Annotated in this window: 25 protein-coding genes; 10 read left to right on the top strand and 15 right to left on the bottom strand. The window is 60.6% G+C overall.

Features of this window, described 5'->3' with window-relative positions; genetic code table 11:
- Window positions 1-168 precede the first annotated feature (168 nt).
- Window positions 169-768 carry an NADH:ubiquinone reductase (Na(+)-transporting) subunit E gene (gene nqrE / locus G5179_RS05985; RefSeq protein WP_216953026.1) on the top strand — a complete coding sequence of 200 codons (600 nt, stop codon included), beginning with the start codon at window positions 169-171 and terminating at the stop codon, window positions 766-768.
- Between the two features lie 65 nt (window positions 769-833).
- Here nqrE and lnt read toward each other — a convergent pair whose 3' ends face one another.
- The 5 genes from lnt to miaB all read right to left on the bottom strand — a co-directional run bounded on the left by lnt (window position 834) and on the right by miaB (window position 6,504).
- A complete protein-coding gene (gene lnt / locus G5179_RS05980) occupies window positions 834-2,378 on the bottom strand; it encodes an apolipoprotein N-acyltransferase (protein ID WP_421258044.1) in 1,545 nt (514 codons plus the stop codon).
- A gap of 147 nt (window positions 2,379-2,525) precedes the next feature.
- Entirely contained in the window at window positions 2,526-3,410 is an 885-nt protein-coding gene (corC, locus tag G5179_RS05975) for a CNNM family magnesium/cobalt transport protein CorC (protein ID WP_203118663.1), read from the bottom strand.
- A 95-nt stretch (window positions 3,411-3,505) separates the two neighbouring features.
- Complete coding sequence (gene ybeY, locus G5179_RS05970; protein ID WP_005354089.1) at window positions 3,506-3,970, bottom strand: rRNA maturation RNase YbeY; 465 nt, start codon at window positions 3,968-3,970, stop codon at window positions 3,506-3,508.
- Window positions 3,967-5,016 (bottom strand): PhoH family protein, encoded by a 1,050-nt coding sequence (locus tag G5179_RS05965; RefSeq protein ID WP_058058876.1) that lies wholly within the window; start codon window positions 5,014-5,016, stop codon window positions 3,967-3,969. Before G5179_RS05965 ends, ybeY begins: the two co-directional genes overlap by 4 nt.
- Before the next feature lie 54 nt (window positions 5,017-5,070).
- Window positions 5,071-6,504: a tRNA (N6-isopentenyl adenosine(37)-C2)-methylthiotransferase MiaB gene (gene miaB / locus G5179_RS05960; RefSeq protein WP_005335132.1), complete on the bottom strand. Its 1,434-nt coding sequence runs from the start codon at window positions 6,502-6,504 to the stop codon at window positions 5,071-5,073.
- A gap of 265 nt (window positions 6,505-6,769) precedes the next feature.
- Between miaB and G5179_RS05955 the strand changes: the two genes are divergently transcribed.
- The 3 genes from G5179_RS05955 (at window position 6,770) to G5179_RS05945 (ending at window position 9,365) form a co-directional block, all read left to right on the top strand.
- Complete coding sequence (locus tag G5179_RS05955; RefSeq protein WP_058058874.1) at window positions 6,770-7,933, top strand: FAD-dependent oxidoreductase; 1,164 nt, start codon at window positions 6,770-6,772, stop codon at window positions 7,931-7,933.
- Between the two features lie 49 nt (window positions 7,934-7,982).
- Entirely contained in the window at window positions 7,983-8,549 is a 567-nt protein-coding gene (locus G5179_RS05950; protein WP_247823304.1) for a cysteine hydrolase family protein, read from the top strand.
- A gap of 132 nt (window positions 8,550-8,681) precedes the next feature.
- On the top strand, window positions 8,682-9,365 hold the full coding sequence (locus tag G5179_RS05945) for a cold shock domain-containing protein (RefSeq protein WP_421258070.1): 684 nt from the start codon (window positions 8,682-8,684) through the stop codon (window positions 9,363-9,365).
- Between the two features lie 90 nt (window positions 9,366-9,455).
- Here the strand turns inward: G5179_RS05945 and G5179_RS05940 are convergent, their stop codons facing one another.
- Window positions 9,456-10,364, bottom strand: a complete 909-nt coding sequence (locus G5179_RS05940) for a LysR family transcriptional regulator (RefSeq protein ID WP_421258043.1) — start codon at window positions 10,362-10,364, stop codon at window positions 9,456-9,458.
- Between the two features lie 116 nt (window positions 10,365-10,480).
- Here G5179_RS05940 and G5179_RS05935 point away from each other — a divergent pair, with 116 nt between their 5' ends.
- Together G5179_RS05935 and G5179_RS05930 are read left to right on the top strand one after the other, a co-directional pair.
- Window positions 10,481-10,726 (top strand): hypothetical protein, encoded by a 246-nt coding sequence (locus tag G5179_RS05935; RefSeq protein ID WP_139463531.1) that lies wholly within the window; start codon window positions 10,481-10,483, stop codon window positions 10,724-10,726.
- A 20-nt stretch (window positions 10,727-10,746) separates the two neighbouring features.
- A complete protein-coding gene (locus G5179_RS05930; RefSeq protein ID WP_216953031.1) occupies window positions 10,747-11,415 on the top strand; it encodes an HAD-IA family hydrolase in 669 nt (222 codons plus the stop codon).
- Window positions 11,416-11,624: 209 nt separating this feature from the next.
- Here G5179_RS05930 and dcuC read toward each other — a convergent pair whose 3' ends face one another.
- The 3 genes from dcuC to G5179_RS05915 are packed head-to-tail and all read right to left on the bottom strand — an operon-like array spanning window position 11,625 to window position 15,774.
- Window positions 11,625-12,986: a C4-dicarboxylate transporter DcuC gene (gene dcuC / locus G5179_RS05925; RefSeq protein ID WP_227342077.1), complete on the bottom strand. Its 1,362-nt coding sequence runs from the start codon at window positions 12,984-12,986 to the stop codon at window positions 11,625-11,627.
- A gap of 54 nt (window positions 12,987-13,040) precedes the next feature.
- Window positions 13,041-13,958, bottom strand: coding sequence for a ribonucleoside hydrolase RihC (gene rihC / locus G5179_RS05920; protein WP_227342078.1), 918 nt, complete (start codon window positions 13,956-13,958; stop codon window positions 13,041-13,043).
- A 16-nt stretch (window positions 13,959-13,974) separates the two neighbouring features.
- Window positions 13,975-15,774 carry an adenine deaminase gene (locus G5179_RS05915; protein WP_227342079.1) on the bottom strand — a complete coding sequence of 600 codons (1,800 nt, stop codon included), beginning with the start codon at window positions 15,772-15,774 and terminating at the stop codon, window positions 13,975-13,977.
- Window positions 15,775-15,909: 135 nt separating this feature from the next.
- Here G5179_RS05915 and G5179_RS05910 point away from each other — a divergent pair, with 135 nt between their 5' ends.
- Window positions 15,910-16,848, top strand: coding sequence for a LysR family transcriptional regulator (locus G5179_RS05910; protein ID WP_216953035.1), 939 nt, complete (start codon window positions 15,910-15,912; stop codon window positions 16,846-16,848).
- Between the two features lie 178 nt (window positions 16,849-17,026).
- Here G5179_RS05910 and G5179_RS05905 read toward each other — a convergent pair whose 3' ends face one another.
- Window positions 17,027-17,629, bottom strand: coding sequence for a nitroreductase family protein (locus tag G5179_RS05905; protein WP_421258042.1), 603 nt, complete (start codon window positions 17,627-17,629; stop codon window positions 17,027-17,029).
- A 273-nt stretch (window positions 17,630-17,902) separates the two neighbouring features.
- Between G5179_RS05905 and G5179_RS05900 the strand changes: the two genes are divergently transcribed.
- A complete protein-coding gene (locus G5179_RS05900) occupies window positions 17,903-19,438 on the top strand; it encodes a sensor domain-containing diguanylate cyclase (protein ID WP_164536238.1) in 1,536 nt (511 codons plus the stop codon).
- A gap of 247 nt (window positions 19,439-19,685) precedes the next feature.
- Window positions 19,686-20,168, top strand: coding sequence for a YMGG-like glycine zipper-containing protein (locus tag G5179_RS05895; protein WP_164536239.1), 483 nt, complete (start codon window positions 19,686-19,688; stop codon window positions 20,166-20,168).
- 96 nt (window positions 20,169-20,264) lie between these two features.
- On the opposite strand, the gene G5179_RS05890 is transcribed toward G5179_RS05895, so the two are convergent.
- The 5 genes from G5179_RS05890 to G5179_RS05870 all read right to left on the bottom strand — a co-directional run bounded on the left by G5179_RS05890 (window position 20,265) and on the right by G5179_RS05870 (window position 25,224).
- The gene (locus G5179_RS05890) at window positions 20,265-21,221 is read right to left on the bottom strand and encodes a D-2-hydroxyacid dehydrogenase (protein ID WP_164536240.1); all 957 of its coding nucleotides are present in this window, start codon (window positions 21,219-21,221) and stop codon (window positions 20,265-20,267) included.
- A 144-nt stretch (window positions 21,222-21,365) separates the two neighbouring features.
- The gene (locus tag G5179_RS05885) at window positions 21,366-22,130 is read right to left on the bottom strand and encodes a DUF3530 family protein (protein ID WP_164536241.1); all 765 of its coding nucleotides are present in this window, start codon (window positions 22,128-22,130) and stop codon (window positions 21,366-21,368) included.
- Between the two features lie 134 nt (window positions 22,131-22,264).
- Window positions 22,265-22,831: an elongation factor P gene (gene efp, locus G5179_RS05880; protein WP_005362323.1), complete on the bottom strand. Its 567-nt coding sequence runs from the start codon at window positions 22,829-22,831 to the stop codon at window positions 22,265-22,267.
- Window positions 22,832-22,876: 45 nt separating this feature from the next.
- Window positions 22,877-24,085 carry an elongation factor P maturation arginine rhamnosyltransferase EarP gene (gene earP, locus G5179_RS05875; protein ID WP_421258041.1) on the bottom strand — a complete coding sequence of 403 codons (1,209 nt, stop codon included), beginning with the start codon at window positions 24,083-24,085 and terminating at the stop codon, window positions 22,877-22,879.
- Window positions 24,086-24,180: 95 nt separating this feature from the next.
- Complete coding sequence (locus tag G5179_RS05870) at window positions 24,181-25,224, bottom strand: GMP reductase (protein ID WP_005348017.1); 1,044 nt, start codon at window positions 25,222-25,224, stop codon at window positions 24,181-24,183.
- Between the two features lie 381 nt (window positions 25,225-25,605).
- On the opposite strand from G5179_RS05870, the gene G5179_RS05865 reads away from it, so the two are divergent.
- Window positions 25,606-26,100, top strand: a complete 495-nt coding sequence (locus G5179_RS05865) for an ATP-dependent zinc protease (RefSeq protein ID WP_319920073.1) — start codon at window positions 25,606-25,608, stop codon at window positions 26,098-26,100.
- Window positions 26,101-26,126 lie beyond the last annotated feature (26 nt).

The raw sequence follows: 26,126 nt of genomic DNA, 5'->3' as shown, positions 1-26,126 counted from the left end.
TTTCACTCGGTTTGTAACGCTCCTGATTGACTGACGGGCAGGCTGATACCTGCTGCCTGCGCTCTATCGTCTGGTGCTGCGTCCGCGCTTTCTGTTGTGTCGTCCATGCTGCTGGCCATCGGCCAGAGGCAGACTTTTCTTTGCGCAAACATCTGGTGAGCACACCCTATGGACTACTACTTCAACCTGTTTATTCACTCGATCTTTGTCGAGAACCTCGCCCTGGCCTTCTTTCTGGGGATGTGTACCTTTCTGGCCGTTTCGAAGAACATCAACACTGCCTTTGGCCTTGGCATGACAATCCTGGTGGTGATGGTGATCGCCATTCCCCTCAACAACTTGATTTACCGCCATATCTTGCGGGCAGGCAGCACCTTTTTCGGAGAATTCGATTTGGGATTTCTCGATTACATCATCTACATCGGGGTGTTGGCGGCGTTGGTGCAGGTGATGGAGATGCTGCTCGACAAGTACTTCCCAAGCCTCTATCAGGCGCTCGGCATCTATCTGCCGTTGTTGACGGTCCATTGCGCCATCTTCGGCGGGGTGATGTTTATGGCGCAGCGGGATTACGATTTTGCCGAGTCGCTGGTCTACAGCGCAGGCTCCGGGCTTGGCTGGCTGCTGGCTATTGTCGCCATGGCCGGTTTGCGCCAGAAGCTGAAATACGCCGATGTCCCCGAGGGGCTGCGGGGCATCGGCATCACCTTTATCGTGGCGGGGCTGATGTCCCTCGGTTTTATGTCCTTCTCCGGTATATCGCTTTGATTGGAGATGAAAAAAACGAGGCGCCTGCGGGCGCCTCATTGTTTATCAGGGATGGCGGATGGCCATTACAGCTCGCGTGCCCAGGGGTGTGCCTTGGGGCGCAGCGCCAGCGCCAGACCCAGCAGCAGCACGGTCAGGCCGTAGAGGGGCCAGCTGCCAAAGCGCATGTAGGGGGTCTCGCCGTGGGCGGGACGCACTTCGCTGCGCAGCACGCCCGCTTCAAACTGCGGGATCTGGCCGATGATGCTGCCATCGATCTCGGTCACGATAGTGATGCCGGTGTTGGTGTCGCGCAGCAGCGGACGAGCCAGCTCCAGTGCGCGCATCCGGGCGATCTCCATATGTTGCCAGGGGCCTATGCTGGTGCCAAACCAGGCATCGTTGGAGACGGTCAGCAGGAAATCGGTATCGGCATTGACGTTGCGGCGCACCTCCTCCGGGAAGATGATCTCGTAGCAGATGGCGGCGGCGAACTTGAGCCCCTTGGCGATCAGATTCGGCTGCACTTCGTCACCCCGGCTGAAAGAGGACATCGGCAGGTTGAAGAAGGGGGCGATGGGGCGCAGCAGATCTTCAAACGGCACGAACTCGCCGATGGGCAGCAGGTGGTACTTGTTGTAACGGTTGGGGTGCCCGTAGAAGTAGGACTCCTTGCCATCCGCATCCTGCACCCCCATGCCGAGTACGGTATTGAAGAATCGTCTTTGCTCGAAATCATAGTGAATGATCCCCGCCAGCAGACCGGTGTTGTTCACCTTCATCGCCTTGTCCAGATTCTCCAGATAGGGCCCCATCTCCTTCTCGATGGCCGGGATGGCCGACTCCGGCCAGATGATAATGTCGGCATCCTGATTCTCGCGGCTGAGATCCTGATATTTGCGCACCGTCGGCACTAGCGCCTCCGGATCCCACTTGAGGGACTGGGCGATATTGCCCTGAACCAGCGCCACCTTGACCGGCTCGCCACGGGTGACCCAGCTGAGCTGCATCAGACCGTGGGCACCGGCAACCAGCAGGGCGGGCACCGCCAGCCAGAGCGGGGAGCGGGATTTCCACACCAGCCAGATAGCGGAAGCGGAGAACAGCAGAGCAAGGGTGATGCCTTGCACCCCGAGAATGGGGGCAAAGCCCTTGAGGGGGCCGTCGATCTGGCTGTAGCCAAACCAGAGCCAGGGGAAGCCGGTCATTACCCAGCCACGCAGCCAGTCCGCCAGCAGCCAGAGTGCCGGGAAGGCGAGCAGCCAGCGGCTCCAGTGACGGCCGCCAAAGAAGCGGGCGAAAACCCAGCAGGCGAGCGTCGGGTAGAGCGCCAGATAGGCGGAGAGCCCGGCCAGCAGTACGAAGGCCATCGGCAGCGGGATGCCGCCAAATTCAGTCATGCTGACGTGGATCCACCACAGGCCAGGTAAAAAGAGTCCCATGGCATAGCCAAAGCCACGCCAGGCGGCCTGCTTTGGCGTGGCTTTGTCCAGCAGGGCGTAGAGGCCGAGCAGGGAGGGGATCACCAGCGGCCAGTAGCCAAAGGGAGAGAAAGCCAATATAGCGATGGCACCACTGGCCAGTGCGCCGAGGCTCAACAGGATTTTGGACGTAACGGGGGATAATCTCACGGGCGATGGTGCTCGTCTTGGTCTGCAACTGGGTCGAATGGCCGGTATCTTAACCTGTAAGCGGGGCAACGGCGAGCCTCGATGCCGGTGGCAGAGAGCACAACGCCCCGAGGTCGGGGCGTTGTTTCACACATTGAGCGGATCTGCTTATTGCGGCTCGGATTGCGCCGCCGCGTGGTGCTCGGGGATCTTCACCTGCAACTGCTGCAGACGACGCCGGTCGGCATGCATCACCTTGAACAGGTAGCCGTCCAGCTCGATCTCCTCGCCCTTCTTGGGCAGATGACTGAAGGCGTGCATCACCAGACCACCCACAGTATCCACCTCTTCATCGCTGAACTGGGTGCCGAAGAAGTCGTTGAAATCCTCGATCTCGGTAAGGGCACTAACCGAGAAGACCCGTTTGCTGATGCGGCGGATCTCGTCCGGCTCATCCTCGATGTCATCGAATTCGTCATCTATCTCGCCGACGATAAGCTCGAGAATGTCTTCAATGGTCACCAGACCGGAGACGCCACCAAATTCGTCGACCACGATGGCCATGTGGTAGCGCTCTTCACGGAACTCCTTGAGCAGACGGTCAACCCGTTTGCTTTCAGGGACGATCACCGTGGGGCGCAAGATTTTCTCGAGCTGCAGCGGCTCGCTGGCGTGATGGCCGCCAAAGCCGAAGGGGAGCAGATCCTTGGCTAGCAGAATGCCCTCCACATGATCCTTGTCCTCGTTGATCACCGGGAAGCGGGAGTGACCGGACTCGATGATCACCGGCAGGATTGCATCCACCGGTTGGGACTTCTCGATGGTCACCATCTGGGAGCGGGGGATCATGATATCGCGCACGCGAAGATCGGCGATCTCCAGCACCCCCTCGATCATATCCTTGGTGTCCTGATCGATGAGGTCGCGCTCTTCGGCATCGGCTATCACGTCTACCAAATCATTGCGGTCTTTTGGCTCGCCCTGGAAGAGTTGGCTGAGTTTGTCGAGCCAGGTTTTCTTCGGCGAGCCGGTACTAGGGTGATCGTCGGTCATTTTCTCTCTTGGTTACTCGTATGAACACACTTGAAATAGTTCGGGTTATATAAGGATGGCCATCTGCTGTTTCAAGACGATGACCGTCCGGCGTTTTACTCTTCGTCGTTCAGATAAGGATCGGCAAAACCGAGCTCCTGCATGATGTCGCGCTCAAGCGCTTCCATCTCTTCGGCTTCCTCATCCTCGATATGGTCATAACCTAGCAGATGCAGACTGCCGTGCACAACCATGTGGGCCCAGTGGGCCATCAGGGGCTTGCCCTGCTCCTCGGCCTCGCGCTCTACCACCTGACGGCAGATCACCAGATCGCCGAGCAGCGGCAGCTCCAGACCGGGTGGCGCCTCGAACGGGAAGGAGAGCACGTTGGTGGGCTTGTCCTTTCCGCGATATGTAAGGTTGAGCTCGTTGCTCTCCGCCTCGTCGACGATGCGCACCGTCACTTCTGCCTCCTGCTGGAAGCCGAGAATGGTGCCATCGAGCCAGCCTTGCAGCTGGGCTTCGGTGGGCAGGCCGTCAGTGCTGGCGCTGGCCAGCTGCAGATCCAGGGTTACGCTCATTGCTCGCTCTCTTTGCTGGCGTTTGTTTGGCCGGCCACCTTCTCGGCGGCCTGTTTGGCGTCGAACGCCTCATAGGCCTGCACGATGCGGGCCACCACCGGGTGGCGCACCACGTCTTTGGACTCGAAGAAGTTGAATGACAGACCATCGACCCCTTGCAGCACTTCCAGCGCGTGGCGCAGGCCGGATTTGGCGTTGCGCGGCAGGTCTACCTGGGTGATGTCGCCGGTGACCACCGCCTTGGAGTTGAAGCCGATCCGGGTCAGGAACATCTTCATCTGCTCGGTGGTGGTGTTCTGGGCCTCATCGAGAATGATAAAGGCGTCATTGAGGGTTCTTCCGCGCATATAGGCGAGCGGCGCCACTTCGATGATGTTGCGCTCCATCAGCTTCTCGACCCGCTCAAAACCCAGCATCTCGAACAGGGCGTCGTAGAGCGGGCGCAGGTAAGGATCCACCTTCTGGGAGAGATCGCCAGGCAGGAAGCCCAGCTTCTCGCCCGCTTCCACCGCCGGACGGGTCAGCAGAATGCGGCGGATCTCCTGACGCTCCAGCGCATCCACCGCCGCCGCGACCGCCAGATAGGTCTTGCCGGTACCGGCCGGGCCTATACCGAAGCAGATATCGTGGCGCACGATATTGGCAATGTACTGGGCCTGATTTGGGCTGCGTGGCTTGATGAGACCGCGCTTGGTCTTGACCGTCACTTCCTTGCCATAGGGGATGCTCGGCGCCGGTTCGTCATCCTGCTCCAGCACTCGCGACTCCTGAATGGCCAGATGGACCATGTCGGGAGTGATGTCGGTCACCTTGCCACCTTTGAGGGACTGGGTTTCCACATAGAGGTGTTTGAGGATGACGGCGGCGGCATCCAGCTGGGCCGGTTTGCCCACCAGCTGGAAGTGGCTGTCACGGTAGCTGATCTCGACGCCGAGGCGGCGCTCCAGCTGCTTGATGTTGTCATCGAAGGGGCCGCACAGGCTGGCAAGGCGCTGGTTGTCGGCGGGCTCCAGATGCAGATTCAGGGTCGAGATGTGTCGGCTCAAAATATCCTCGTCTCAAGGCGCTCCCCATCCGCCGGGCGAATGGGGAGGAGGGGATTAATGGGGTGTGAAGGCGGCCACGCCCAGCTCGTCCGGTACGTTATCCGGGCGACGTGCCAGGATTTCGCTCGGGGCGGTGGCGATCCGCAGGTTCATCTCGCTCTCGCCGCGGATGAACTTGCCGCGCAGGGAGTTGGGACGCACCTCGGTGATCTCCACGTCGGCAAAACCGCCGATCAGGGTATGCTGGCCTTCGAAGTTGACCACCCGGTTGTTCTCGGTGCGGCCACACAGCTGCATCGGGTCGAGCTTGGAGGGCCCTTCCACCAGGATGCGCTGGGTGGTGCCCAGCATGGCACGGCCAATCTGCATCGCCTGGTTGTTGATGACGTGCTGCAGGCGGGCCAGACGGGCTTTCTTCACTTCCATGTCGACATCGTCGGGCATGTCGGCGGCCGGGGTGCCCGGGCGCGGACTGAAGATGAAGCTGAAGCTCATGTCGAAACCCACATCCTCGATCAGCTTCATGGTCGCTTCAAAGTCTTCGTCCGTCTCGTTCGGGAAGCCAACGATGAAGTCGGAGCTGATGGTGATGTCGGGACGGGCGGCACGCAGGCGACGGATCTTGGATTTGTACTCCAGGATGGTGTGCGGGCGCTTCATCATGGTCAGGATACGGTCGGAGCCGCTCTGTACCGGCAGGTGCAGGAAGCTGACCACTTCCGGGGTGTCTTTGTAGACTTCGATGATGTCGTCGGTGAACTCGATCGGGTGGCTGGTGGTGTAGCGAATGCGATCGATACCGTCGATAGCGGCCACCAGACGCAGCAGCTCGGCGAAGGTGCAGATGCCGCCATCAAAGGTCGGACCGCGGTAGGCGTTGACGTTCTGGCCGAGCAGGTTCACTTCGCGCACGCCCTGCTGGGCGAGCTGGGCGATTTCGTAGAGCACGTCGTCCAGCGGACGGCTCACCTCTTCACCGCGGGTGTAGGGCACCACGCAGTAAGTACAGTATTTGGAGCAGCCTTCCATGATGGAGACGAACGCGGTGGCCCCTTCGGCGCGCGGTTCGGGCAGGCTGTCGAATTTTTCGATCTCGGGGAAGGCGATATCAACCTGGGCACCACGGCCCTCTTGCACTTCCTTGATCATTGCGGGCAGGCGATGCAGGGTCTGCGGGCCGAACACGATATCCACATAGGGAGCGCGCTGGCGGATGGCATCGCCCTCCTGAGAGGCAACGCAGCCACCCACGCCGATCACCAGACCGGGTTTGTTGGCCTTGAGCTTTTTCCAGCGTCCCAGCTGGTGGAACACCTTCTCCTGCGCCTTTTCGCGGATGGAGCAGGTATTCAGCAGCAAGACATCTGCCTCTTCGGGCTCTTCGGTAAGGGTGTAGCCATTGCTGGCATCCAACAGGTCGGCCATTTTGGACGAGTCATACTCGTTCATCTGGCAACCCCAGGTTTTAATGTGAAGTTTCTTGCTCATTGCTTCTCTTGACTTGTTTTGAAATCGGCATGGTCAAAGGACCGCGCATTTTACTCCGCAATCTGGATACTGCCTAGCTAATATCCAGCTGGCAATGGTGCTCACCCGATACCTGTTGCCAGCAAGCTCAATAAGCTTTCTCCTTGATTTGACGCAGCAATTCCCCGTTTGTCTCACTGTTTATCAGTCGCCCTTGCGCTATCATGCAGCCATCCGGTTCACGTCCGGGCGCTGTCGCCGGACGCACCCTTTCAGGAATAAATGTATGGAACAGTGTGATATCGCCATCGTCGGCGCCGGCATGGTGGGCGCCGCCACCGCCTGTCTGCTGGCGGCTCAGGGCCTCTCGGTGCGGGTCATCGAGACCCAACTGCCGGAGCATTACGCACCGGAGCAGCCGCTGGATCTGCGGGTCTCCGCCATCAGTCAGGCCTCGGTGGCGCTGCTGGAGCTGGCCGGTGCCTGGCACCATCTGCAGCAGATGCGGCTCTGCCCCTATCGCCGACTGGAGACCTGGGAGCTGGACGGCTTTGCCACCCGCTTCAATGCCGCCGATCTCGGTCTGCCCCAGCTCGGCTACATCATCGAAAACCGGCTGGTGCAGCTCGCCCTGCTCAAACGGATGGAGGATTTTCCCACCATCCAGACCCACACCCCGGCGGCGGTGACCAGCCTGCGCCAGAGTGCGGATGAAGCTGTGCTGACTCTGGATGATGGCTCCGAGCTGGCGGCCCGCTGGGTGCTGGCCTGCGATGGTGCTGAATCCCACACCCGCAAGCTGGCGGGTATCGGTGTATCGCGCTTCGAGTACCGCCAGCACTGCATGCTGATCAATATCGACACCGACTTTGCGCAGGAAGATATCACCTGGCAGCAGTTCACCCCGAGCGGTCCGCGCGCCTTCCTGCCGCTGCCCGGTCAGCACGGCTCTCTGGTGTGGTATGACAGCCCGGCCCGGATCCGGGCGCTCACTGCGATGAGCAACGAAGGGCTTGCCGCCGAGGTGCGTCGCCACTTCCCAAGCCGGCTCGGCGGGTTCACCGTCACCGGCAAGGGGAGCTTCCCGCTGGTGCGCCGCCACGCCAACGACTATCACTTCGGTCGGGTGGTGCTGCTTGGCGATGCTGCCCACACCATCAACCCGCTGGCGGGGCAGGGGGTCAACCTTGGCTTCAAGGATGTGGCCTGCTGGACTGATCTGCTGCAAGGAGCTGGCGCCGACTGGCATCAGCTGGCGTTGGCCGAGCGTTACGAGCGACGCCGTCGCCCCGACAACCTGCTGATGCAGTCGGGAATGGATCTCTTCTACGGGGTATTCAGCAACGAGATTGGCCCCCTCAAGCTGGCCCGCAATCTGGCCCTCAATCTGGCGGACAAGGCGGGCCCGCTCAAGGAGATGGCGCTGCGCTATGCACTGGGGCTGGTTTGACAGGTAGAAACCAGATAACACGGGCTGAATGCGCGAAGGAGCAAAGGTGATGAGCAAGGCACTGCTGGTGATCGATTTTATCAACGATATCGCCCACCCCGACGGGCGCATTGCTGCCTCCGCAGCCCATGTGCTGGAGCAGAATGCCATCGCGCATGCCAATCAGGCGCTGGCCCATGCCCGCGCCAACGGCTGGCTGGTAGTGCTGATCAAGGTGGGCTTTGACGGCGGCTATCAGCTGCAACCCAAGGGGTCTCCCATGTTTGGTCGCGCTCACCAGTTGGGGGCGCTCTCTTTGGCTGACAGCGGCACCGACTTTCATCCTGATCTGGATGTGCAGCCCGGCGATCTGGTGCTGACCAAGCCCAGGGTCAGCTCCTTCTATGGCACGGCGCTGGAGCCTGCGCTGCGGGCCAATCACATCGACCACCTCTATCTGTGCGGGGTGAGCACCAGCTGGGCCATTCAGGCGGCAGCGCGGGATGGTCACGATCGCGACTACGCCATCACCATTCTGGATGATGCCTGCGCCGCCGCAGATGCCACCGAGCATCACACCTCGCTGCGGATGCTGGGTCGCATCGCCGAGATCATCAAGGTGTCCCAGCTGGCTTGATCCTTAACGCAGGCTGCGCCCGATCACCGTGTTGAGATTGACTCTGCAGATCCCTGTTGGGCCGCTGCGCTTTTGGGCAACATGATTGTCGGGCAAGATAGTGCTCACATGGATAACAACAAGGATGGACAGATGCGTTATCAGGGACGGATCGCGAGCTGGAACGAGGCGCGCGGCTTTGGATTTATTACGCCGGAGCAAAATGGCGCCGAGCAGACAATCAATGGATCACGCGGTGCAGGGCTGTTTGTGCATGTTACGGCGCTGCAATCAGATGGCCGGGTGCCCGAGCCGGGGGAGCGTGTCACCTATCTGATCGGCAGTGGTCAGGATGGCAAGCCAAGGGCGTTGCAGGTCTTTTTCCCCGATCGCCCGCTCACGTTGGCGGGTGTTGTGCCGTCGGTCACACCATCAGCAGCAAGATCAGCCGCATCATCGGCGGCGCCTGCATTTCGGGCGGCAAGTCAGCCGCCAAGACCCACTTTTACCAGAGAGCGGAGTAACCCCTATCGACGTCGCAAGAGCAGCTGGAGTGGTAAATTGCTCCCCCTGTTGCTGCTCGTCGGCCTCTTTTCCATCTATTCCCGCTTCTTTGCCTATTTGCCGCCCGCATCGCCAGTTACTCAAGAGGAGGTTAGTCCCACCTTCAGTACGCCACAGGCAGCGACCTTTACTCGCCAGTGTGATGGTCGGCAGCATTGCTCCCAGATGACCTCCTGCGAGGAGGCAACCTGGTTTTTACAAAACTGCCCTGGTACCAAGATGGATGGGGAAGGAGATGGCATCCCCTGTGAAGATCAGTGGTGTGTTAATTGAAATGCTTTGATTCACAAAGGCCCGATTAATTCATCTCGATTGCTGAGCGCTATCTTCTCCTGGTTCCGTCTGCGGGAGTTTTTGGCTGGGTCAGCGATCGATTGTGGCTGGGTGCGGTGCGGGATGGGGATCGAGGACCAGCTGCACGAAGCGATCGCGGATCGGGTCGGCAAAGGCGGGGTTCCACACCAGACTTATCTCCCACTCGGAACAGGGGCCAAAGAGGGGATAGAGGGTGACGTCCGGGCCCGCGATAAAGCTGACGCTGTGCGGCAGGATGGCATTACCTATGCCTGCCGCAACCAATGCCACCAGAGTCTGAATATCCTCTGCCTCTTGAACCATGCCGGTCAGCCGGTTGGCGCCGAGAAACCCGGCGATCTGCCGGGTTAGGCCGGGACAACGGTAGCCCACCATCTGCAACAGGGGTTGACTAGTCAGTGCCTGCTGGACGTCAAACGATGACGGATCTGGCTGGGTTATCCGGGTTGGCACCGCCAGTACCAGCCGGTCGGTCAGCAGCCGATGCTCCTGCAACAGCGGAGTCTCTGGCCGACGCATAAAACCAAGTTGCAACTGGCCGGAGAGCAGCTGCTCCTGCTGGATCGCGGAGGGCATATCCTGCAGATGGACCATCACGTCCGTGACCTGCTGTTTGAAGCGGGCCACCAGCGCAGGGGCCAGCGCGAAACTCGACAGGCCAAACCCAATCTTGAGCCGACCGGCCACGCCACTCGCCACTGCCAGCGCGTGACGTTCAAACTCCCTGCCGTGTTTGACCAGTGCGCTTGCCTGAGTGAGCAGCTGGGCGCCGAGCGCCGTCAGCTCGGCACCATGGCGGCCCCGCTTGAACAGGGTGCAGCCCAGCGTCTGCTCCAGCCCCTGGATCTGCTTGGTGAGGGCCGGTTGGGTAATGAAGAGGCGATTGGCCGCTTCCCGGTAGTTGGCGGTCTCGGCCAGCGTCACAAACGCCTGCAGTTGCCTCAAGTCGAATTTCATTCCAATTGGTTATCCAAAGTGGCGATTTATTGATTATAAATTATCTAATCGCCTTGTTCTAATGGCTCGGCAAGGGGGGAATCGCCCTCCTCTGAACCGGAACAAGGAGCCATATCATGTCTACCCAACGTTATCTGTTTTTGATCAAGGGCAAGCTGGTGCTGGCTCAGCCGTTGGCGGCCCCGGAGACTGGGGAGCTGCTCGCCAGCCTGTTGCAACAGGGGTTTGTGGTCGGCCCCTTGCAAGTGTGGGCTGGCAGTGCCGAGCAGGCGCTCGCCTGTTATGAGCGTGCCGCCCAGCAGCAGGCCTTTGCCGATGCGCTCTCTGGCTCTCTGCCCGAGCTGGCCGGGGTGCCTGTATGAGTGTCTGTATGAGTGCTGGCATGAACACGATCACCCTGTCGGTATCCGCCCTGCTGCTCGATATGGATGGCACCCTGGTCTGCTCGACAGGCGATGTGGAGCAGGTATGGCAGCTCTGGTGTCGTGAACATCTGCTCGATCCCGAGCCAGTGTTGGCGATGTGCCACGGTATACGTTCGCGCGAGGTGATCCGGGAGCTGGCCCCGCAGCTGGATGTGGAGCGGGAAGCGGCGCGGCTCGACGAGCTGGAGATGCTGCATACCGGCGGCGACGCCATCGCAGGAGCTGGCGAGTTGCTGCGCCATTTGCCGCCAGAGCTTTGGGCCATCGTGACCTCCGCCAGTGAGCAGGTTGCCCGTCACCGCCTGAATTGTGCCGGTTTGCCGCTGCCGGCCGTGCTGGTGGGGGCCGAAGCTGTGATCAATGGCAAACCCGATCCCGAGCCCTATCTGCTGGGCGCTGTACGGCTTGGCGTGTCGCCCGCTCGTTGCTTGGTGTTCGAGGATGCCCCGGCCGGTATCGAGAGCGCCCTGCGTGCAGGTTGCACCGTGGTGCAGGTAGGGGGCGATGCGCCGCTCAATCCGGCGGTGGTGGCGGTGATCCGCGACTGGCGCGAGGTGAGAGTGGTGTCAGGGAAAGGCGAGTCCTTGCTGGTGATGCTGTCGATGCAGGGCGCCAACCAAGAATGACGGCACGAGAGCTCTGGGAGTTGAATTAGGGGGCTGAGCCTGATGGCTGGCGGTCAGTTACTCAGGCGTATGTGGCTCTTGGTCGCAAAAGTTATAGACGATCCCCACCGATTATCTTCCGGGCGTTTACATGCAGTGGGTTCACTTTCAACCGGAGGTAAAAAACCGTCTGCAGGCGACCGGATTGATCGCCTGCAGATGGAGCTGGTTTAGCTGAACAGCAGGTAGGAAAGGGTCATGCAGCAGATGATGCCCGAGATGATGGGCACCGAGGTGCGCTTGATGATCTCGATGGGATTGCTGCCGGTGATCGAGGCGATGACGATGATCACCGCGGCGACCGGCGACATGGATCGGATCAGGTTGGCAGTGAGCTGCATCGGCAGGGCCACCGCGACACTGTTGACGCCGACCTTCTCAGTGATCTCGGGAATGATGTTGATAAAGGAGTAGAAGACTGCCAGCCCACTGCCGCTGATAAAGCCGATCAGCGCCGCCGTACCGGAGAAGAAGAACATCAAGATGGAGCCGACGCCGTCGATGTGTTTCACGCTATCGACCAGGGTATCGATGATGCCGATGGCTTTCAGTCCCTCCACCAGCATGCTGGCCGCTACTATGAGCGAGACCACCTGAGCCAGACCCGTCCCCATGCCGGTGAAGAAGATGGCGAACTCCTTGCTGGTCTCCTTGATATTGCCTTTGCGCAAGAGTTCTACCCCTATGGTGAGCAGCAGGCAGACGAAGGTGATCTCCACCAGCCCGAGGGAGATATGGGTGAAGCAGATGCCGAACAGCAGTACCAGCACCAGCGGCAGTACAGGGAAGAGGCCGTAGTAGGCGGGTGGCAAGCCGGTGGGCACGGCGAGCGATTCCTCTTTTTCCTCCAGTCCGCTGCGCGACTGCTGCCGCTTGTCCATCGCCTTCTGCCAGAAGTAGTGCACCACTGCCATCAACGCCAGTGTCGGCAGCGAGATGGGGGCGTGGTAGGAGACGATGTACTCCACCAGCGGGATGCCCAGCTTCTGGGCGGCCAGCACGTTATCGGCCCCCAGCGGGCTGGGCATGATGGTGGCAGTGGTGGCAATGACGGCCCCCGCGGTGAGGGAGGACATGTTCGATGCCTTCAGTACCGGATAGAGGGTCGCCATCAGCAACACTGCCAGACTGGCAGCGCTTGGCACCACCAGCGAGAGCAGATTGCCCAATAGGAAAATCACCGGCACCAGCAGGTAGGGGGAGCGGATGCGACTCAAGGGGCGGGTCAGCAGCATCACGGTGACGTCGTTGGCGCCGATGTGGCTCATGTAGCTGGAGAAGCCGAACAGCACCATGATGGTGAGGCCGACATTGCCCATCTGGCTGATGAAGATCTGCTTGATCTGGACGAAGGGATCAAGCCAGCTGAGGCCGCTGCTCTGCGCCGCAGGCAGCAGGGGGTGGCCCAGTCCGACGGCGGCAAACATCAGCAGCAGCCCGGCGCCAAACAGCACTATCTTGGCATCGTAGTTTTTGGCGATGAGATAGCCGCAGATGACCAGGATCAGGGTGCTGACAATTATTTCCAGCATGTTTCCAACACTCTCTTCTTGATGTGAATGGGCCAGCGGGCTGGCGGTTCGGGATCAGATGGCGCGGGCAAGGGTCTCCATGTACCAGGCCCTGAATCCGGGCACGTCGATATCGAGACACACCTCGGCGTTGGGCGGGCGTTTGAGCCGGTTGTTGATATCCACCGAGGTGGTGCCGAGGGTGTGCTCACCCCGGGTCTCGATGGCCACATGGCAGGCCCGGGTGATAAAGAGATCGGGGCGCACCAGATAGGCAATGGCGCAGAGATCGTGCATCTTGAGCCCGGTCTGCATACTGCCGCCGCGATAGTGGCCGAACAGGGCGTGGAGCATGGCGCCGGTGCGGTTGAGGGCGGGCAGCGCCGCAATCATCTCGCCGGTCAGGGTGGCCCGGCTGGTGACATCGAGTCCGCACATCACGATGGGCAGACCGCTGCTGAAGACGATGTGAGCCGCCTCCGGATCCACGTAGATATTGAACTCGGCATTGGGGGTGTGGTTGCCCCGACCGGCCGAGCCGCCCATCAACACGATCCGCGCGATCTTCTCCCGACACTCGGGGTGCAGGGTGAGCAGCAGGGCGATATTGGTCAGCGGCCCGATGGGCACCAGCGTCATGGATTGTTCGCTGGCGAGCAGGGTGGCCTTCATGGCTTCGACGGCATGCTCCGGTATCGGCTGTTGCCCGGGTTCGGCAAACTCGTAACCATCGAGGCCGGAGTGGCCGTGGATATGGCTGGCATTGTCGAGGGGGCGCACGAGGGGCTGGCTGGCCCCCTGTGCCACCGGCACCTCTTGGCCGAAAAAGTGCAGCAGGCGCAGGGCGTTGCGGGTGGTCTTGCTGACATCGACGTTGCCGGCGACCGTGGTGATGAGCGCCAGCTCGATCCCGGGGTGAAACAGGGCGGCGGCGATGGCAACGGCATCGTCGATGCCGGGGTCGGTATCCAGAATAATGGCGACAGGGTTCACGCTGTTCTCCTCGAGGTTAATCGGCTTGGCTGGCATCGTGGGGCCAGCAGCAGATAAAGGGGTCGACAATCTCGCGGGTCAGGCCATCGGTGAGGCCGAGATCGGTCAGATGGGGCCCCGCATTGCAGGCAAGGCAGGTTCCCTCGATGGCCTTGAAGACACGGTAGGGGGGCTCCCACTCCACCACCTTGCCGCTCACTTCGCGCAGAGCGTGGAAGCTGGCGGCCAGCTCGCTGGCCGGCAGGTCGGAGAGCATGCCGGCGATGGGCATGGCAACGTGGGCCAGCACCTCACCCTGCTGGACGACCGCCATGCCGCCCTCGCTGGTGATCAGAGTGTTGGCGGCCAGCATCATCTCTTGCGGGTCGCGCCCCAGCACCACCAGATTGTGGGAGTCGTGGGAGTAGCTGGTGGCGATGGCCCCTTGCAGCTCGCCCCACCCCTCCAGCAGCGCCAGCCGGGTGCCCGCCTGATGGCGGCCATGGCGGTGTTGCACCGAGATGAGGCTAAATCCCGCAGGCACGATGACCTGACCATCCCGAACCTCAACCTCGGTTTCACTCCACTGGGTGAAGCGAGCCCCCTTGATGGTCTTGAAGCGGGCACGACCCGCAGTCAGCCCGGGCACCCGGATGATGAACTCCTCCAGCGTGCGCAGGGGGATCTGCATGGTATCGCGCGGCGCCTGACAACCTGCGACAGGCTCGGAGGGGTTGAGAATGGCGCCATGGCGGGCGACCCGCTGGCCGCGGCTGTAGACCCAGATCGGGTTGAGATCGGTGAGGTTGTCGAACACCACCAGGTCGGCGCAGCGGCCGGCAGCAACCAGCCCCAGATCGTTGCGCTGCAGGCGGATGGCGGCATTGAGGGTGGCCATCCGCAGCACGTCGGGCACCGCCAGCCCCAGCTCTGCCAGCAGTTTGACCAGCGCAATCATGCCCCCTTTCTCCAGCAGCATGTCGGGCGGCACATCGTCGGTACAGAGGGTGATTTGGGAGGAGAGGTGGGGCAGCTGTTTCAGCGCCGCGACGATCTCCGGCAGCAGGTAGGGGTGGGAGCCGCGCAGCTGCAGGGTGAGCCCGGCCCGCAGCTTCTCCAGCGCATCGGCAGCCGAGGTGAGTTCGTGATCCGAGCTGACTCCAGCGGCCAGATAGGCTTGCAGCCGGTGACCACACAAGCCCCGGGCGTGTCCCTCAATCAGGGCATTGCGCTGCAAACCGGCGTGCAGGATGCCGGTCATCCGCTCGCTGCCGCCCAGCACCCCCTGCATGTCCATCACCTCGGCGATCCCCGCCACCTCCGGCCACTCCAGCATGGTCGCCATCTCGGGGCCATGGAAGTCGGCGCCCGACATCTCGAGACCCGGCGTCGAGGGAACGCTGGAGGGGGCGGCGCAGATGACCCGCAGCGGCAGATTGCGGCTGGCGTCGATGGCATAGCGCACCCCCGCCAGCCCGAGCACATTGGCCAGTTCGTGGGGATCCCAGAAGATGGTGGTGGTGCCCTGCGCGACCACCACATCGGCGTAGCGCTCCGGCGTCAGGTGGGAGCTCTCCACATGGACATGGCTGTCGATAAGACCGGGCGAGAGATAGGCGCCGGCCAGATCGTGGGTCTCGCGTGCCTGCTGGAAGGAGCCGACCGGATGGACGCTGGCAATCAGCGGGCCGACCAGCCCCACGTCGACGGGGCGGATCTCGCCGGTCACCATGTCGATCAGGTTGGCGTTGGTCAGCAGCAGATCGAAGGGGGCTTCGCCGAGGGCAGCCTGCACGGCGCGGCGGCGCAAGTTGAGGGATGCATCTTGTTCACACATGAAGGAGATGGCCTGACAAGGGGAATAATGGGCCCACTTTAGGGAGGGGATTGGTCCGTGCATAGCGCAAAGAATTTATAACTGGATAAGAAAGGGTTATGCTGCTGTAAACGTTTTTCTCCGGTTGTCGATTTCATGTCCGAACCCTGGCGCCGTCTGCCTGCGCTCTCTCTCAAGCAGATCCAGTATTTTGTCACGCTGGCCCAGCTGCGCCACTTCACCGAAACGGCCAATCAGATGGCCATCAGCCAGCCCGCCCTGAGCAGTGCCCTGCGCCAGATTGAATCTGTGCTTGGCGGTAAACTGTTTCACCGTACCGCGCAGGCGGTTACCCTGACCGAACAGGGGGAGGCGATCCTGCCCCACGCCAAAGGGCTGCTCAATGTAGCCCACGCCGCTTTTTCCGATATGCAGCAGGTGATGGTCGAAGGGGGCGATGGCACCCTGCGCATCGGTCTGATCCCGTCGGCCTGCACCCTGATGTTTCCGCTGGCGGCCGCCCGTCTGCAGCAGCAATTTCCGGGCTTGCGGGTCGAGTTTCAGGATCACACCAACGACGGTCTGTTGCAGGCGCTGGCCGAGGGGGCTCTGGATGCGGGAATTGGCGTGCTGGATGGCGAGTTGCCCGACTCGCTGGAGGTGACGCCGCTGCTGGACGATGCGCTGGTGGCGGTGATCAACCAGCAGGATCCGCTGGCAGGGGAAGAGGCCATCAGCTGGCATGAGCTGACCCGCCGCGACATCGCCCTTTTTGCCAGAGGCAACGTCAGCCGGCAGGTCAACGGACTGGCCCAGAGCCAGTTGCCCGGGCTCAAGCCCAGATACACCACAGATTATGTCGAGACGCTTTACGGCTTGGTGCGCTCAGGGTTGGCAGTTGCTATCCTGCCCGGACTCTATGCCGCGAACCTGCGCGATCCCCAGCTGAAAGTCGTGGCGCTGCACGAGCCAGTGCTGAGTCGAACCCTGGCGCTGATGTGGGCGAAAGGACTCTCCCGATCAACTCGCATCGACGAAGGGCGAGCCCTGCTGCGCGCCACCATTATCGAACAGCTAAGTAGTCAGCACGGCTGAGGCTGGCACGAGGTGAAGGTGGAACCTGGAGAGACATCCCTGCTGGTGACGCTGCCCGCCTGAGCTGTGGTGCGAGTGCGTGACGACCGCAGATTGCGGTATGAACCATCGCTATCCGAACTCTTGATGTCGCAATAAAAACGCCCCCGAGATGCGGGGGCGTTTTGCTATCTGGCCGTTATTTGAAAACGCGGAAACGGGTGGCATCGTCGATGAAGGTCTTGTCGCCGGCCGGTTGCTGGATGCTGCCAAAGGGCATCTGGGCACGCAGCAGCCAGCTGGCTGGCAGGTTCCACTCCTTGCGTACCGCCTCGTCGATGAGGGGGTTGTAGTGTTGCAGGGAGGCGCCGATCTTCTCCTGGGCCAGGGTGGTCCAGACCGCAAACTGGGTGATGCCGGTGGCATGTTCCGACCAGATGGGGAAGTTGTCTGCATAGAGGGCAAACTTTTGCTGCAGATCCTTGATGACGTCGGTGTCTTCGAAGAACAGCACAGTGCCGAAACCTGCGCGGAAGCTGCCATCCACCTTGGCCTCACTCTGGGCGTAGGCCTCCGGCGGCACGATCTTTTTCAGCTCGGCTTTGACGATATCCCACAGCTTATGGTGCTGGGCGCCAAACAGGATGACGGCGCGGGAGCTCTGGGAATTGAAGGAGGAGGGGCTGTGCCTGATGGCATCCTGGATCAGGGCCGTCAGTTGTTCCGGTGTATGGGACACCTGGCTGCCCAGGGCATAGATGGTACGACGTGCTTTGATCTGTTCGATAAACGGACTGCTCATAACATCTCCTTGTTCTGCTTGGCGTTGCAGCCGGTGATGGACGGTGTGTCCAGCGCCGGCCGCGTCAGGTATAGACTATAACACCCGCAATGCAGAGCGGGGTTAACCCGGGGTAACTAGCGTTTTTCCTGTCAGTTGATATTCGTTTGCGAACCTTGATGTTTTGTTAGTATTGGAAATGTCATTAAAGGGGCGTTGAAGTGATATTAATCAATGATTCACTCTCCTTTCTCTCGCACAATCCCGCTATGTTTTCCCCTGTTCGGATGTCATGTGAGCCGCTCGTATCTCAACAAGCGTTACTATGTGCTGGCCCCCCTCTCCGCACTGCTTGGCTTGTTGATCCTGATCGTGACGATCATCATGGCCATTGCCAGCTATCTGCGGGATATCGACATGACGGTATCCGGCTTCGGTCACATGGCTTCCTCCGTTGAGGCGTCCTTGATCCACGAGATGGTGAAGGTCAATGAGCGGCAACTGGCAGTGCTGGAGGGCTCCCTAGACAAGGAGAAGATAGCCCGCGGCGAGCCGGCCGACTCTCCCATCTGGGCTATTGCCCATCAGATCAAGCCCGGCAACCACTATATCTACTTTTACAACCTGAAAGCGGATCGCATCGACAGTTACCCGGAGTGGCTCGCGCCCCCAGGTTATAAGGCAGCGCTGCGCCCCTGGTATCAGGTGACCGCCATGCCGGGCGACGAGCCCGTCTGGTTTGGCCCCTACCCTGAATACAATACTCAGGAGCTGATTCTCAGCCTGATCAAACGGGTGAGGGACGAGCAGGGGCAGTTGCTGGGTCTGCTGATGGTTGACATGTCATTCGACTCGCTGCAGCAGGCGCTGCAGCGCACGGTCGGTAGTAATCAGGCGGCACTCTATCTGACCTTGCGTGACACTGATCAGCTGGTAGTGGGCAGCAATATGGATCTGCTGGCGACCAACACCATCAAGCAGCATCAGAGTCAGCAGTGGCTCGGCCTGGATGTGCTGTGGCATGGGACTTATATCAAGCGTGAGCTGGCGGATATTGGTTGGGATCTCAACATCTATCTGCCGCCAGTACTGTTTCGTGACAGCCTCTACGATGCGTTGCAGATGGTGGTTTTTCCACTGCTCTCTCTGTTTGCCATCTGGTGTTGCAGCCTGAGTCTGCTGGTGCGGATCTTCCGCCAGGAGCAGGAGCTGGTGTCGGGCTCATTGACCGGCATCGTGCGCGATCTGGAGCGTTCAGCGCCTGTCAGTGAGCCCAAGACTTGGTTCGTGCGGCGTAGCCTGAACGAGATCGATCAGGTCAGGGCCAGTTTTCTCAAGGGGCAGGATGCGCTGTTGCGGGATCCCCTGACCGGTATCATGAACCGACGAGCCTTCGAGCAGCACAAGGCGGCACTGGAGCAGAGGGGGGCGTGCTTCTGGCTGCTGCTGTTTGATGTCGATCACTTCAAGGGGATCAACGACAGCCAGGGCCATGCCTTCGGCGATCAGGTGCTGTGTCGGGTGGCCAACTGTCTTGCTGATGTGCTGGGGGTGAGTACGGTTTACCGGATAGGTGGGGATGAATTTGCCGCTCTGCTGCAACAGCCACAGGATGAGTTGGCGGAGAAACTCGGTTGTCTGCTTGAACTGGTGCGTCAGCAACAGTGGCGTGAACACCATGGGCCGATCACCCTGAGTGCCGGCGGCGCCTGCCATTCTCCTGCCGCCGGCCCTATCTTCGAGCGGGCTGATGCTGCCCTCTACCGCAGCAAGGAGGCTGGCCGGAACTGCTGGCATCTGGCTGAAGGGGTGGCAGGGGCCCTTGACTGACAGCTTTTGTCCCAGCGCGCTGACTATTCGACAGGACGCGGCTGCCAGGTTATCGGTCACTTTGTCGTGACTGTCTGGTTCAATGTTAATTTTCACGTCTTAATTCAATAGGTTGATTCTACTCTTCCTGTGTTGGCTGTGACTGTACTGCCATTGACTGTCGCATCCCTGTTTTCTGCTGGCTGGCGAACCTGATAGCTCTTTGTATAGTGCTGCTGATTATTAATCAGGTTTGACAGGAGTATCCATGGATATGAGTACGCGTGGCATCGGTGCTCTGGCTCTGTTGGGGGCGTCATTGCTGGGCAGCACTGCGGCCCACGGTTCGGAAACTCTCAACACCATTCTCGGTGGTGGCGCAGGCGGGGTGGCGGGCACCATGATCGGCAAGGAGTTGGGGGGAGATACCGGTGCGCTGGTAGGTGCGGCCATTGGCGGCGCAGCCGGTGGTGCGGCGACGGCCAACAAGGGCAACAAGAATGAAGCGGCCCTTGGCGGCGCGGTGGGGGCGCTGGGCGGTGCCGCCATCGGAAAGAGTGTCGGTGGTGATACCGGCCAGCTGATCGGCGCCGGGGTTGGTGGGGCGAGTGGCTCGGCCATCGGTGCCAAGACTGGCGATGGCCACCAGAGTCAGGAGCGCTATTACGATGATGACGATGATCATCACCATCACAAGCACCACAAGAAGTACAAAAAGCATAAGAAGCACAGATGGCACGACGACAATTGATGCGTGTGCAGTGAGTGCGGAAGATGCAAAACGGGGCCTGTTGGTCCCGTTTTGCATGGTGTGGTCACTCGATTTTGCGGTTACTCGCTTGTGCGGTTACACCAGCCGGTGCTGACGGCGACCGGCGGCAAAGGCGTTGATGTTGTCGATCAGCTGATCGGCGAGACGCTGCATAGACTCCTCGCTGGCCCAGGCCACATGGGGGGTCAGAATGAAGTGAGGGTATTGCAGCGCCTTCATCAGGGGATGGTCGGGAGGCGGAGGTTCGACGCTCGCTACATCGAAACCGGCACCGCCGAGGCGGCCATTGGCCAGCGCTTGCAGCAGCGCCTCCTCATCCACCAGTCCGCCACGGCCGACGTTGATCAGCAGGGCTCCCGGTTTCATCAGATCCAGCTCCCGCTCGCCAATGAGGTTGCGGGTGTAGGGGGTGAGCGGGCAGTGCAGGCTGATGACGTCCGAGCTTTGCAGCAACTCGTCGAGGGGGAGGCGATCCTCGTCGTGGCTGGTGCCGACCTGGCTCTGGGCGTAACGCACTGTCATCCCCATCCCCTTGGCCCGCTCGCCGAGCGCCTGACCGAGCGTTCCTTTGCCGATGATGCCAAGCTGCTTGCCGTGCAGATCCATGATGTTGTGGTCGAAAAAGCAGAACTGGCCGCTCTGTTGCCAGCGCCCCTCCAGCAGCGACTGGCGCCAGCAGAAGAGGTTGCGCGACAGTGCCAGCATCAGCGCCATGGCGTGCTCCGGCACCGAGGGGCCCGAATAGTTGCGGATATTGCACACCCCGACGTTGGCGGCGTGGCACGCCTCCAGATCCACGTTGTCGCTGCCGGTGGCGGCGAGCGCTATGAGTTTGAGCTCCGGTAGCTGGGCCAGCTCGGCGGCGCCGATCCGTACTTTGTTGATGATGGCAATACTGGCATCTTTCAGCCGCTCGACTACCTGTTCCGGGGCCGTGCTGGGATAACTCTGCCAGTGGTGGGGGAAGTCGGGATGACGCAGGGTGATGCCCGCATCCAGGGTATCGCTGTCGAGAAATACGATTTGCTGCATGGTCCTTCCTGCCATTTTTCCGGTGTCGAGGGATCATGATGCCAAACAGGATACAGTCATTGCCAGCTCGCCGCTGTGTCATGGCTGGGCTTTATCCGGCAGATGTGAGCTTGCGCGCTTTATTGCGCCACGCTAGCGGCCGGTTTAGAGCCAGCCCAGATGGTTGAGCCAGCCCTGAATGCGGGTGGGGGTCTCCTCCAGCTCCATCAGGGCGTAGGGGCGATAGTTGAGCTTGTTGCTGCGCCGGCTCTCGCTTTTGCGGGCCTCGGCGGCCAGCAGTGGCCAGCGACCGCCATCCTCCTGATAGAGGTCCAGGGTGGGGATGGCCGCCTGAGCCACCTGTTTGGCCAGGGTCTGGTTGCTCTGCTGATTGGGGAAGAAGCCATCGAGCAGCACCAGCGCGTCGGGGGCGGGCAACTGTTCGCTGGCGATGAGATTGGCAGTCCAGGCGGCGCCGGTACCTTGCGCCAGGATCAGCTTGAAGCCCCCCTCCTGCAGCTTGGCATCGGCCAGCTTGCTGATCCGCTCGGCAAACTGCTTGCGAAACTCATCGCTGTTTTTCGCTTTTTTCTCGGCGGCTGGGTCCAGTTCGGTCTGCTGGGGGGAGGGCAGCAGCAGCAGGGTATCAAAGCCCAGCCGGCTGAGAGCGCGAGTCAGTTGCCAGAGTTGGCCGCTGCGCTGCCAGTCGGGCAGTAAAATGGCGAGCCCCAGATAGTTTTCACTGTCGTGTTTGGCGAACAGCACCGTCTGCTTGTCGATCTGGGTAGCATCGGGCAACCCTTTCCAGTCGCTGGCTTGCCAGTGGTCGAGGGGCATAGGTTCGGCAACGGGGGGGGCGACCTCGCTCGCCTCTGCCCCATGGCCAGCCAGCAAGGTCAATAACAGCAGTGATAAGGATAATCTGGCCATAGTGTGCTCCCCCGGTTATCTGGGTTAGCGGCGGCGGCGGGATTTTCTGAAGGCGGGCGGTGTGATGGCAACTCGGAGGCAATAAAAAAGCGAGCCGGTGGCTCGCTTTTTTGTAATCAATTCAAAGCGGTCAATTAGTTGACGCGACGCTTGAATTCGCCGGTGCGGGTATCGATTTCGATCTTGTCACCGATCTCTACGAAAGCGGCAACAGCCAGCTCGTAGGTAGTGCCTTTCAGACGGGCAGGCTTGGTCACTTTACCGGAGGTGTCGCCACGGGCAGCCGGCTCGGTGTACTCAACTTCACGCACGATGGTGGTCGGCAGTTCTACGGAGATGGCTTTCTCGTTGTAGAAAGTCACTTCGCAGATGTCTTCCATGCCGTCTACCAGGTAGTTCAGCACGTCACCCAGGTTGTCTTTCTCTACGTCGTACTGGTTGTACTCGGTGTCCATAAAGACATACAGGGGATCGGAGAAGTAGGAGTAGGTGCACTCTTTACGTTCCAGCTGAACAACGTCCAGCTTGTCGTCGGCCTTGAAGACGGTCTCGGTAGCGCTGCCGTTCAGCAGGCCCTTCAGCTTCATTTTGACCACGGCGGAGTTACGGCCGGATTTGTTGAATTCAGCCTTCTGAACCACCATCGGCTCGGTGCCGATCATGACTACGTTACCAGCGCGGATTTCCTGTGCGGTTTTCATGTAAAAAATTCCTGTTCGTGAAACGGACGGATAAAAACTGCCAGATTATATACGGCTTTCTAAAAATTTCACCAACCGTGTGACGAGATCCCCATCCCGGAGCAACTTCTGTGACCAGCTTCGCCCATGTTGCTGCCAAATGGCGCTATATCGTGGCCATTGGGTCCAAAGTTCGCGGCAATCTTCACCACGGTTGAGAGCCAGATTAAAGCGGCGCAGCCATTGGCCGCACTCGGCGGGTAGATCGGATAAGTAGTGGTCAAGGAACTGCTCCAGCTTGACCAGATGGGCCTCCTCCTCCTGTTGGTAGATGTGCCAGAGGAAAGGACGAGCCGCCCACTGGGCCCGCACGAAGGAGTCCTCCCCGCGTACCAGATTGAGATCGCAGCTCCACAGCAGTCGATCGTAGCCAGCCTGATCGGTCATCGGCAGCAGCTTGATGGTGAGGTTGCCCGAGTGGAGTAGGTCCCCCGCGTTGGCTGCAGGGATGGCATCAGTCAGACCGGCACCGGTGAGCACATCGTTGAGAGAGCGCCCCAGCGGCAGCAGCAGGGTGACGGGCGTGGCGCTCTGGCACCAGCTCTCGACCAGACTCTTCAGCGCATCGCTCTCGTAGGTAAAGAGGCTGACCCGCAGCTCGTGCTCTTGTTTTGGCGGCAAACCGAGGCTGGCCCAGTAGGCGGTAAGTCCCGCCTCATCTTGCTGCCACTGTTCCCGTTCGGTGATGAGGTCGCGTTCGCACAAAAGGCCGCCGGTTTTAGCGGTAAAGCCCGGGAAGAAGAAGTATTTATTGAGGCTTTGATTGCCAACCCGCTGGGGCGAGGCGAGACCGTGGCAATCCTCGACCCAGCTCTCCGCCGAGAGGTACTCCAGATTAATCCAGCAGGGGGGCTTGGGTTGGCTCGCCATCAGTTCGGCCATTCGTTCAATGAAGGGGGCGGGCAGCTCGCAGGCAAAGGCTTCGATCACCACTCTGGCCGGGGTCATGTCGGTCGGCAAGGTCTCATGCCAGTGCTGGATATAGATGCCATCGACCCACTGGCCATCCTGCGCTGGGTCGAGCTTGGGGCAGATGCGGGCGAAACTTTCCAGATCGTCCACCCAGAGCCGCACCTGAACCTCATTGCCATGTGCCGCAATATTCCCCTCCCGTTTTAGCTGGCGGGCAAGTCGCCAGGTGACGCCGATGTCGCCGAAGTTGTCGACGACGCAACAGAAGATATCCCAGTCAAACGGGGGCAGGGGAGTGGTCATGGCTCGGGGTTCCAAATGCAAAAAAACCGGTGCGCAGGGTAGCACACCGGTTGACTGGCTTCTAACCGTCAGCGCGTGACGGTCGCTGCTGCAGGTTACTCCTTGCCGTAGACGTTGTTCTCTTGCTCGCGGACCCGGATGAAGGTGGTGCGCTTGGTCAGCTCTTTCAGCTGGCTGGCGCCCACGTAGGTGCAGGTGGAGCGCACACCGCCCAGAATGTCGCGCACGGCGTTCTCGACCGGACCGCGGTAGGGCAGCAGCACGGTTTTACCCTCGGAGGCGCGGTATTCGGCGACGCCACCGGCGTGCTTGTCCATGGCGCTGGAGGAGCTCATGCCGTAAAACTTCATGAAGGGTTCGCCGTCTACATCGACGATCTCGCCACCGCACTCTTCGTGGGCTGCCAGCATGCCGCCCAGCATCACGAAGTCGGCGCCGCCGCCGAACGCTTTGGCGACGTCGCCCGGGCAGGTGCAGCCGCCGTCACCGACGATCTGGCCGCCGAGGCCGTGGGCCGCATCGGCACACTCGATGATGGCGGAGAGTTGCGGATAGCCAACGCCGGTCTTGACGCGAGTGGTGCAGACAGAGCCCGGGCCGATGCCGACCTTGACGATGTCGGCGCCGGAGAGGATCAGCTCTTCGACCATCTCGCCGGTCACCACGTTGCCCGCCAGAATGACGTGGTTGGGGCAGGCTTCACGAATCTTGCGCACGAACTCGACGAAGTGTTCGGAGTAGCCATTGGCCACATCGACACAGATGAAACGCAGCGCTTCGGACATGGCGAGGATTTGGCGGGTCTTGGCGAAATCTTCAGCCGAGGTGCCGGTGGAGACCATCACATGGCCCAGCAGCGCCGGATCGGTCTCGTTGACGAAAGCTTGCCACTGCTCAAGGCTGTAGTGCTTGTGTACCGCGGTCATCATCTCGAAACCGGCCAGCGTGCGCGCCATGGCAAAGCTGCCGACGGTATCCATGTTGGCGGCGATAACGGGTACGCCTTGCCATTGGGTCTGAGTGTGTTTGAAGGTGAACTGACGGGTCAGGCTTACTTGGGAACGGCTCTTGAGAGTAGAGCGCTTGGGGCGGAACAGGACATCCTTGAAACCGAGCTTCAAGTCTTCTTCGATACGCATTACAAATTCCTTATTGAGCCTTGTTGAAAGTCACTTTTGCAGTGGCAAATTTTCGGCAGGCGCAAAAAAACCGGTGGTTTTCAGGCCCTCCGGTTTACAACAGTGTAGGCAAAAATCCCTTCAGAACAAGACTGATAATTTGTAAATCCTTGTGGTAGCCTTTGGCGTCACAACCTGAGGTTAACCACCAGTTTCATCCAGCACCGTTCGGTGCCTTGCTCTCCTTCGATGTTCCCGCCCGTTTGGGCCGCCGTTCGGCCACCCCTTGTCGTCTCTCTCCTGACCCGCCAGATATTATCCAAGTAGCTGAAATAAATCGGATTGACCCACAATGGGACTGTGGTAGATCTGGGCGCAGAATTGACAAGGCAGGGCAGTAAAATGGGCAAGATGATGGTGGGGATCACCCTGATGCTGGCACTGTGTGGCAGTGCGCTGGCTGAGACCCCGACCAGCTATGGCTGGATCGAGAAGGGGCTTATTTTGCCCACCGGCGTGGCGGTGAAGATGAAACTCGACACCGGGGCGCTCACCTCTTCCCTCGATGCACGCACCATCACCAGATTCAAACGGGATGGCAAGCCCTGGGTGCGCTTCATGCTGGTGGTGACCGATGCCGACAGCGGCAAACTGGTCAAGCAGCAGTTCGAGAGGCGGGTCGAGCGCAGCGTGACGGTGCGTGGGGCGGGCGGTATGGAGCAGCGGCCAACGGTGACCATGTCCATCTGTCTGGGGGACAAGGTGTATGAGGAGTGGTTTACCCTGCGGGATCGCAGCAAGATGATCTATCCGGTACTGCTGGGCCGCCGTCTGCTGGCGGAGCTGGGCCCGGTGGATGCCAGTCGAACCTTTACCGTGCAGCCAGATTGTCATTGACAGTAAAGAGCCCGCATCGCGGGCTC

It is taken from the genome of Aeromonas sp. 600886 (assembly GCF_049174935.1).
GTDB lineage: Bacteria > Pseudomonadota > Gammaproteobacteria > Enterobacterales > Aeromonadaceae > Aeromonas > Aeromonas veronii_A.
This window is presented reverse-complemented; position numbering and strand designations above follow the sequence as displayed.

What these genes read in the sequence shown, in the direction of transcription:
- G5179_RS05930 (WP_216953031.1), top strand. Translation starts at nt 10,747, where the DNA reads ATGAACACGATCACCCTGTCGGTATCCGCCCTGCTGCTCGATATGGAT.
- G5179_RS05870 (WP_005348017.1), bottom strand. Translation starts at nt 25,224, where the DNA reads ATGCGTATCGAAGAAGACTTGAAGCTCGGTTTCAAGGATGTCCTGTTC.
- G5179_RS05865 (WP_319920073.1), top strand. Translation starts at nt 25,606, where the DNA reads ATGGGCAAGATGATGGTGGGGATCACCCTGATGCTGGCACTGTGTGGC.
- G5179_RS05910 (WP_216953035.1), top strand. Translation starts at nt 15,910, where the DNA reads ATGTCCGAACCCTGGCGCCGTCTGCCTGCGCTCTCTCTCAAGCAGATC.
- dcuC (WP_227342077.1), bottom strand. Translation starts at nt 12,986, where the DNA reads ATGCTGGAAATAATTGTCAGCACCCTGATCCTGGTCATCTGCGGCTAT.
- efp (WP_005362323.1), bottom strand. Translation starts at nt 22,831, where the DNA reads ATGAAAACCGCACAGGAAATCCGCGCTGGTAACGTAGTCATGATCGGC.
- earP (WP_421258041.1), bottom strand. Translation starts at nt 24,085, where the DNA reads ATGACCACTCCCCTGCCCCCGTTTGACTGGGATATCTTCTGTTGCGTC.
- ybeY (WP_005354089.1), bottom strand. Translation starts at nt 3,970, where the DNA reads ATGAGCGTAACCCTGGATCTGCAGCTGGCCAGCGCCAGCACTGACGGC.
- G5179_RS05890 (WP_164536240.1), bottom strand. Translation starts at nt 21,221, where the DNA reads ATGCAGCAAATCGTATTTCTCGACAGCGATACCCTGGATGCGGGCATC.
- G5179_RS05885 (WP_164536241.1), bottom strand. Translation starts at nt 22,130, where the DNA reads ATGGCCAGATTATCCTTATCACTGCTGTTATTGACCTTGCTGGCTGGC.
- G5179_RS05955 (WP_058058874.1), top strand. Translation starts at nt 6,770, where the DNA reads ATGGAACAGTGTGATATCGCCATCGTCGGCGCCGGCATGGTGGGCGCC.
- G5179_RS05935 (WP_139463531.1), top strand. Translation starts at nt 10,481, where the DNA reads ATGTCTACCCAACGTTATCTGTTTTTGATCAAGGGCAAGCTGGTGCTG.
- G5179_RS05945 (WP_421258070.1), top strand. Translation starts at nt 8,682, where the DNA reads ATGCGTTATCAGGGACGGATCGCGAGCTGGAACGAGGCGCGCGGCTTT.
- G5179_RS05915 (WP_227342079.1), bottom strand. Translation starts at nt 15,774, where the DNA reads ATGTGTGAACAAGATGCATCCCTCAACTTGCGCCGCCGCGCCGTGCAG.
- nqrE (WP_216953026.1), top strand. Translation starts at nt 169, where the DNA reads ATGGACTACTACTTCAACCTGTTTATTCACTCGATCTTTGTCGAGAAC.
- G5179_RS05940 (WP_421258043.1), bottom strand. Translation starts at nt 10,364, where the DNA reads ATGAAATTCGACTTGAGGCAACTGCAGGCGTTTGTGACGCTGGCCGAG.
- G5179_RS05895 (WP_164536239.1), top strand. Translation starts at nt 19,686, where the DNA reads ATGGATATGAGTACGCGTGGCATCGGTGCTCTGGCTCTGTTGGGGGCG.
- G5179_RS05905 (WP_421258042.1), bottom strand. Translation starts at nt 17,629, where the DNA reads ATGAGCAGTCCGTTTATCGAACAGATCAAAGCACGTCGTACCATCTAT.
- miaB (WP_005335132.1), bottom strand. Translation starts at nt 6,504, where the DNA reads ATGAGCAAGAAACTTCACATTAAAACCTGGGGTTGCCAGATGAACGAG.
- G5179_RS05950 (WP_247823304.1), top strand. Translation starts at nt 7,983, where the DNA reads ATGAGCAAGGCACTGCTGGTGATCGATTTTATCAACGATATCGCCCAC.
- corC (WP_203118663.1), bottom strand. Translation starts at nt 3,410, where the DNA reads ATGACCGACGATCACCCTAGTACCGGCTCGCCGAAGAAAACCTGGCTC.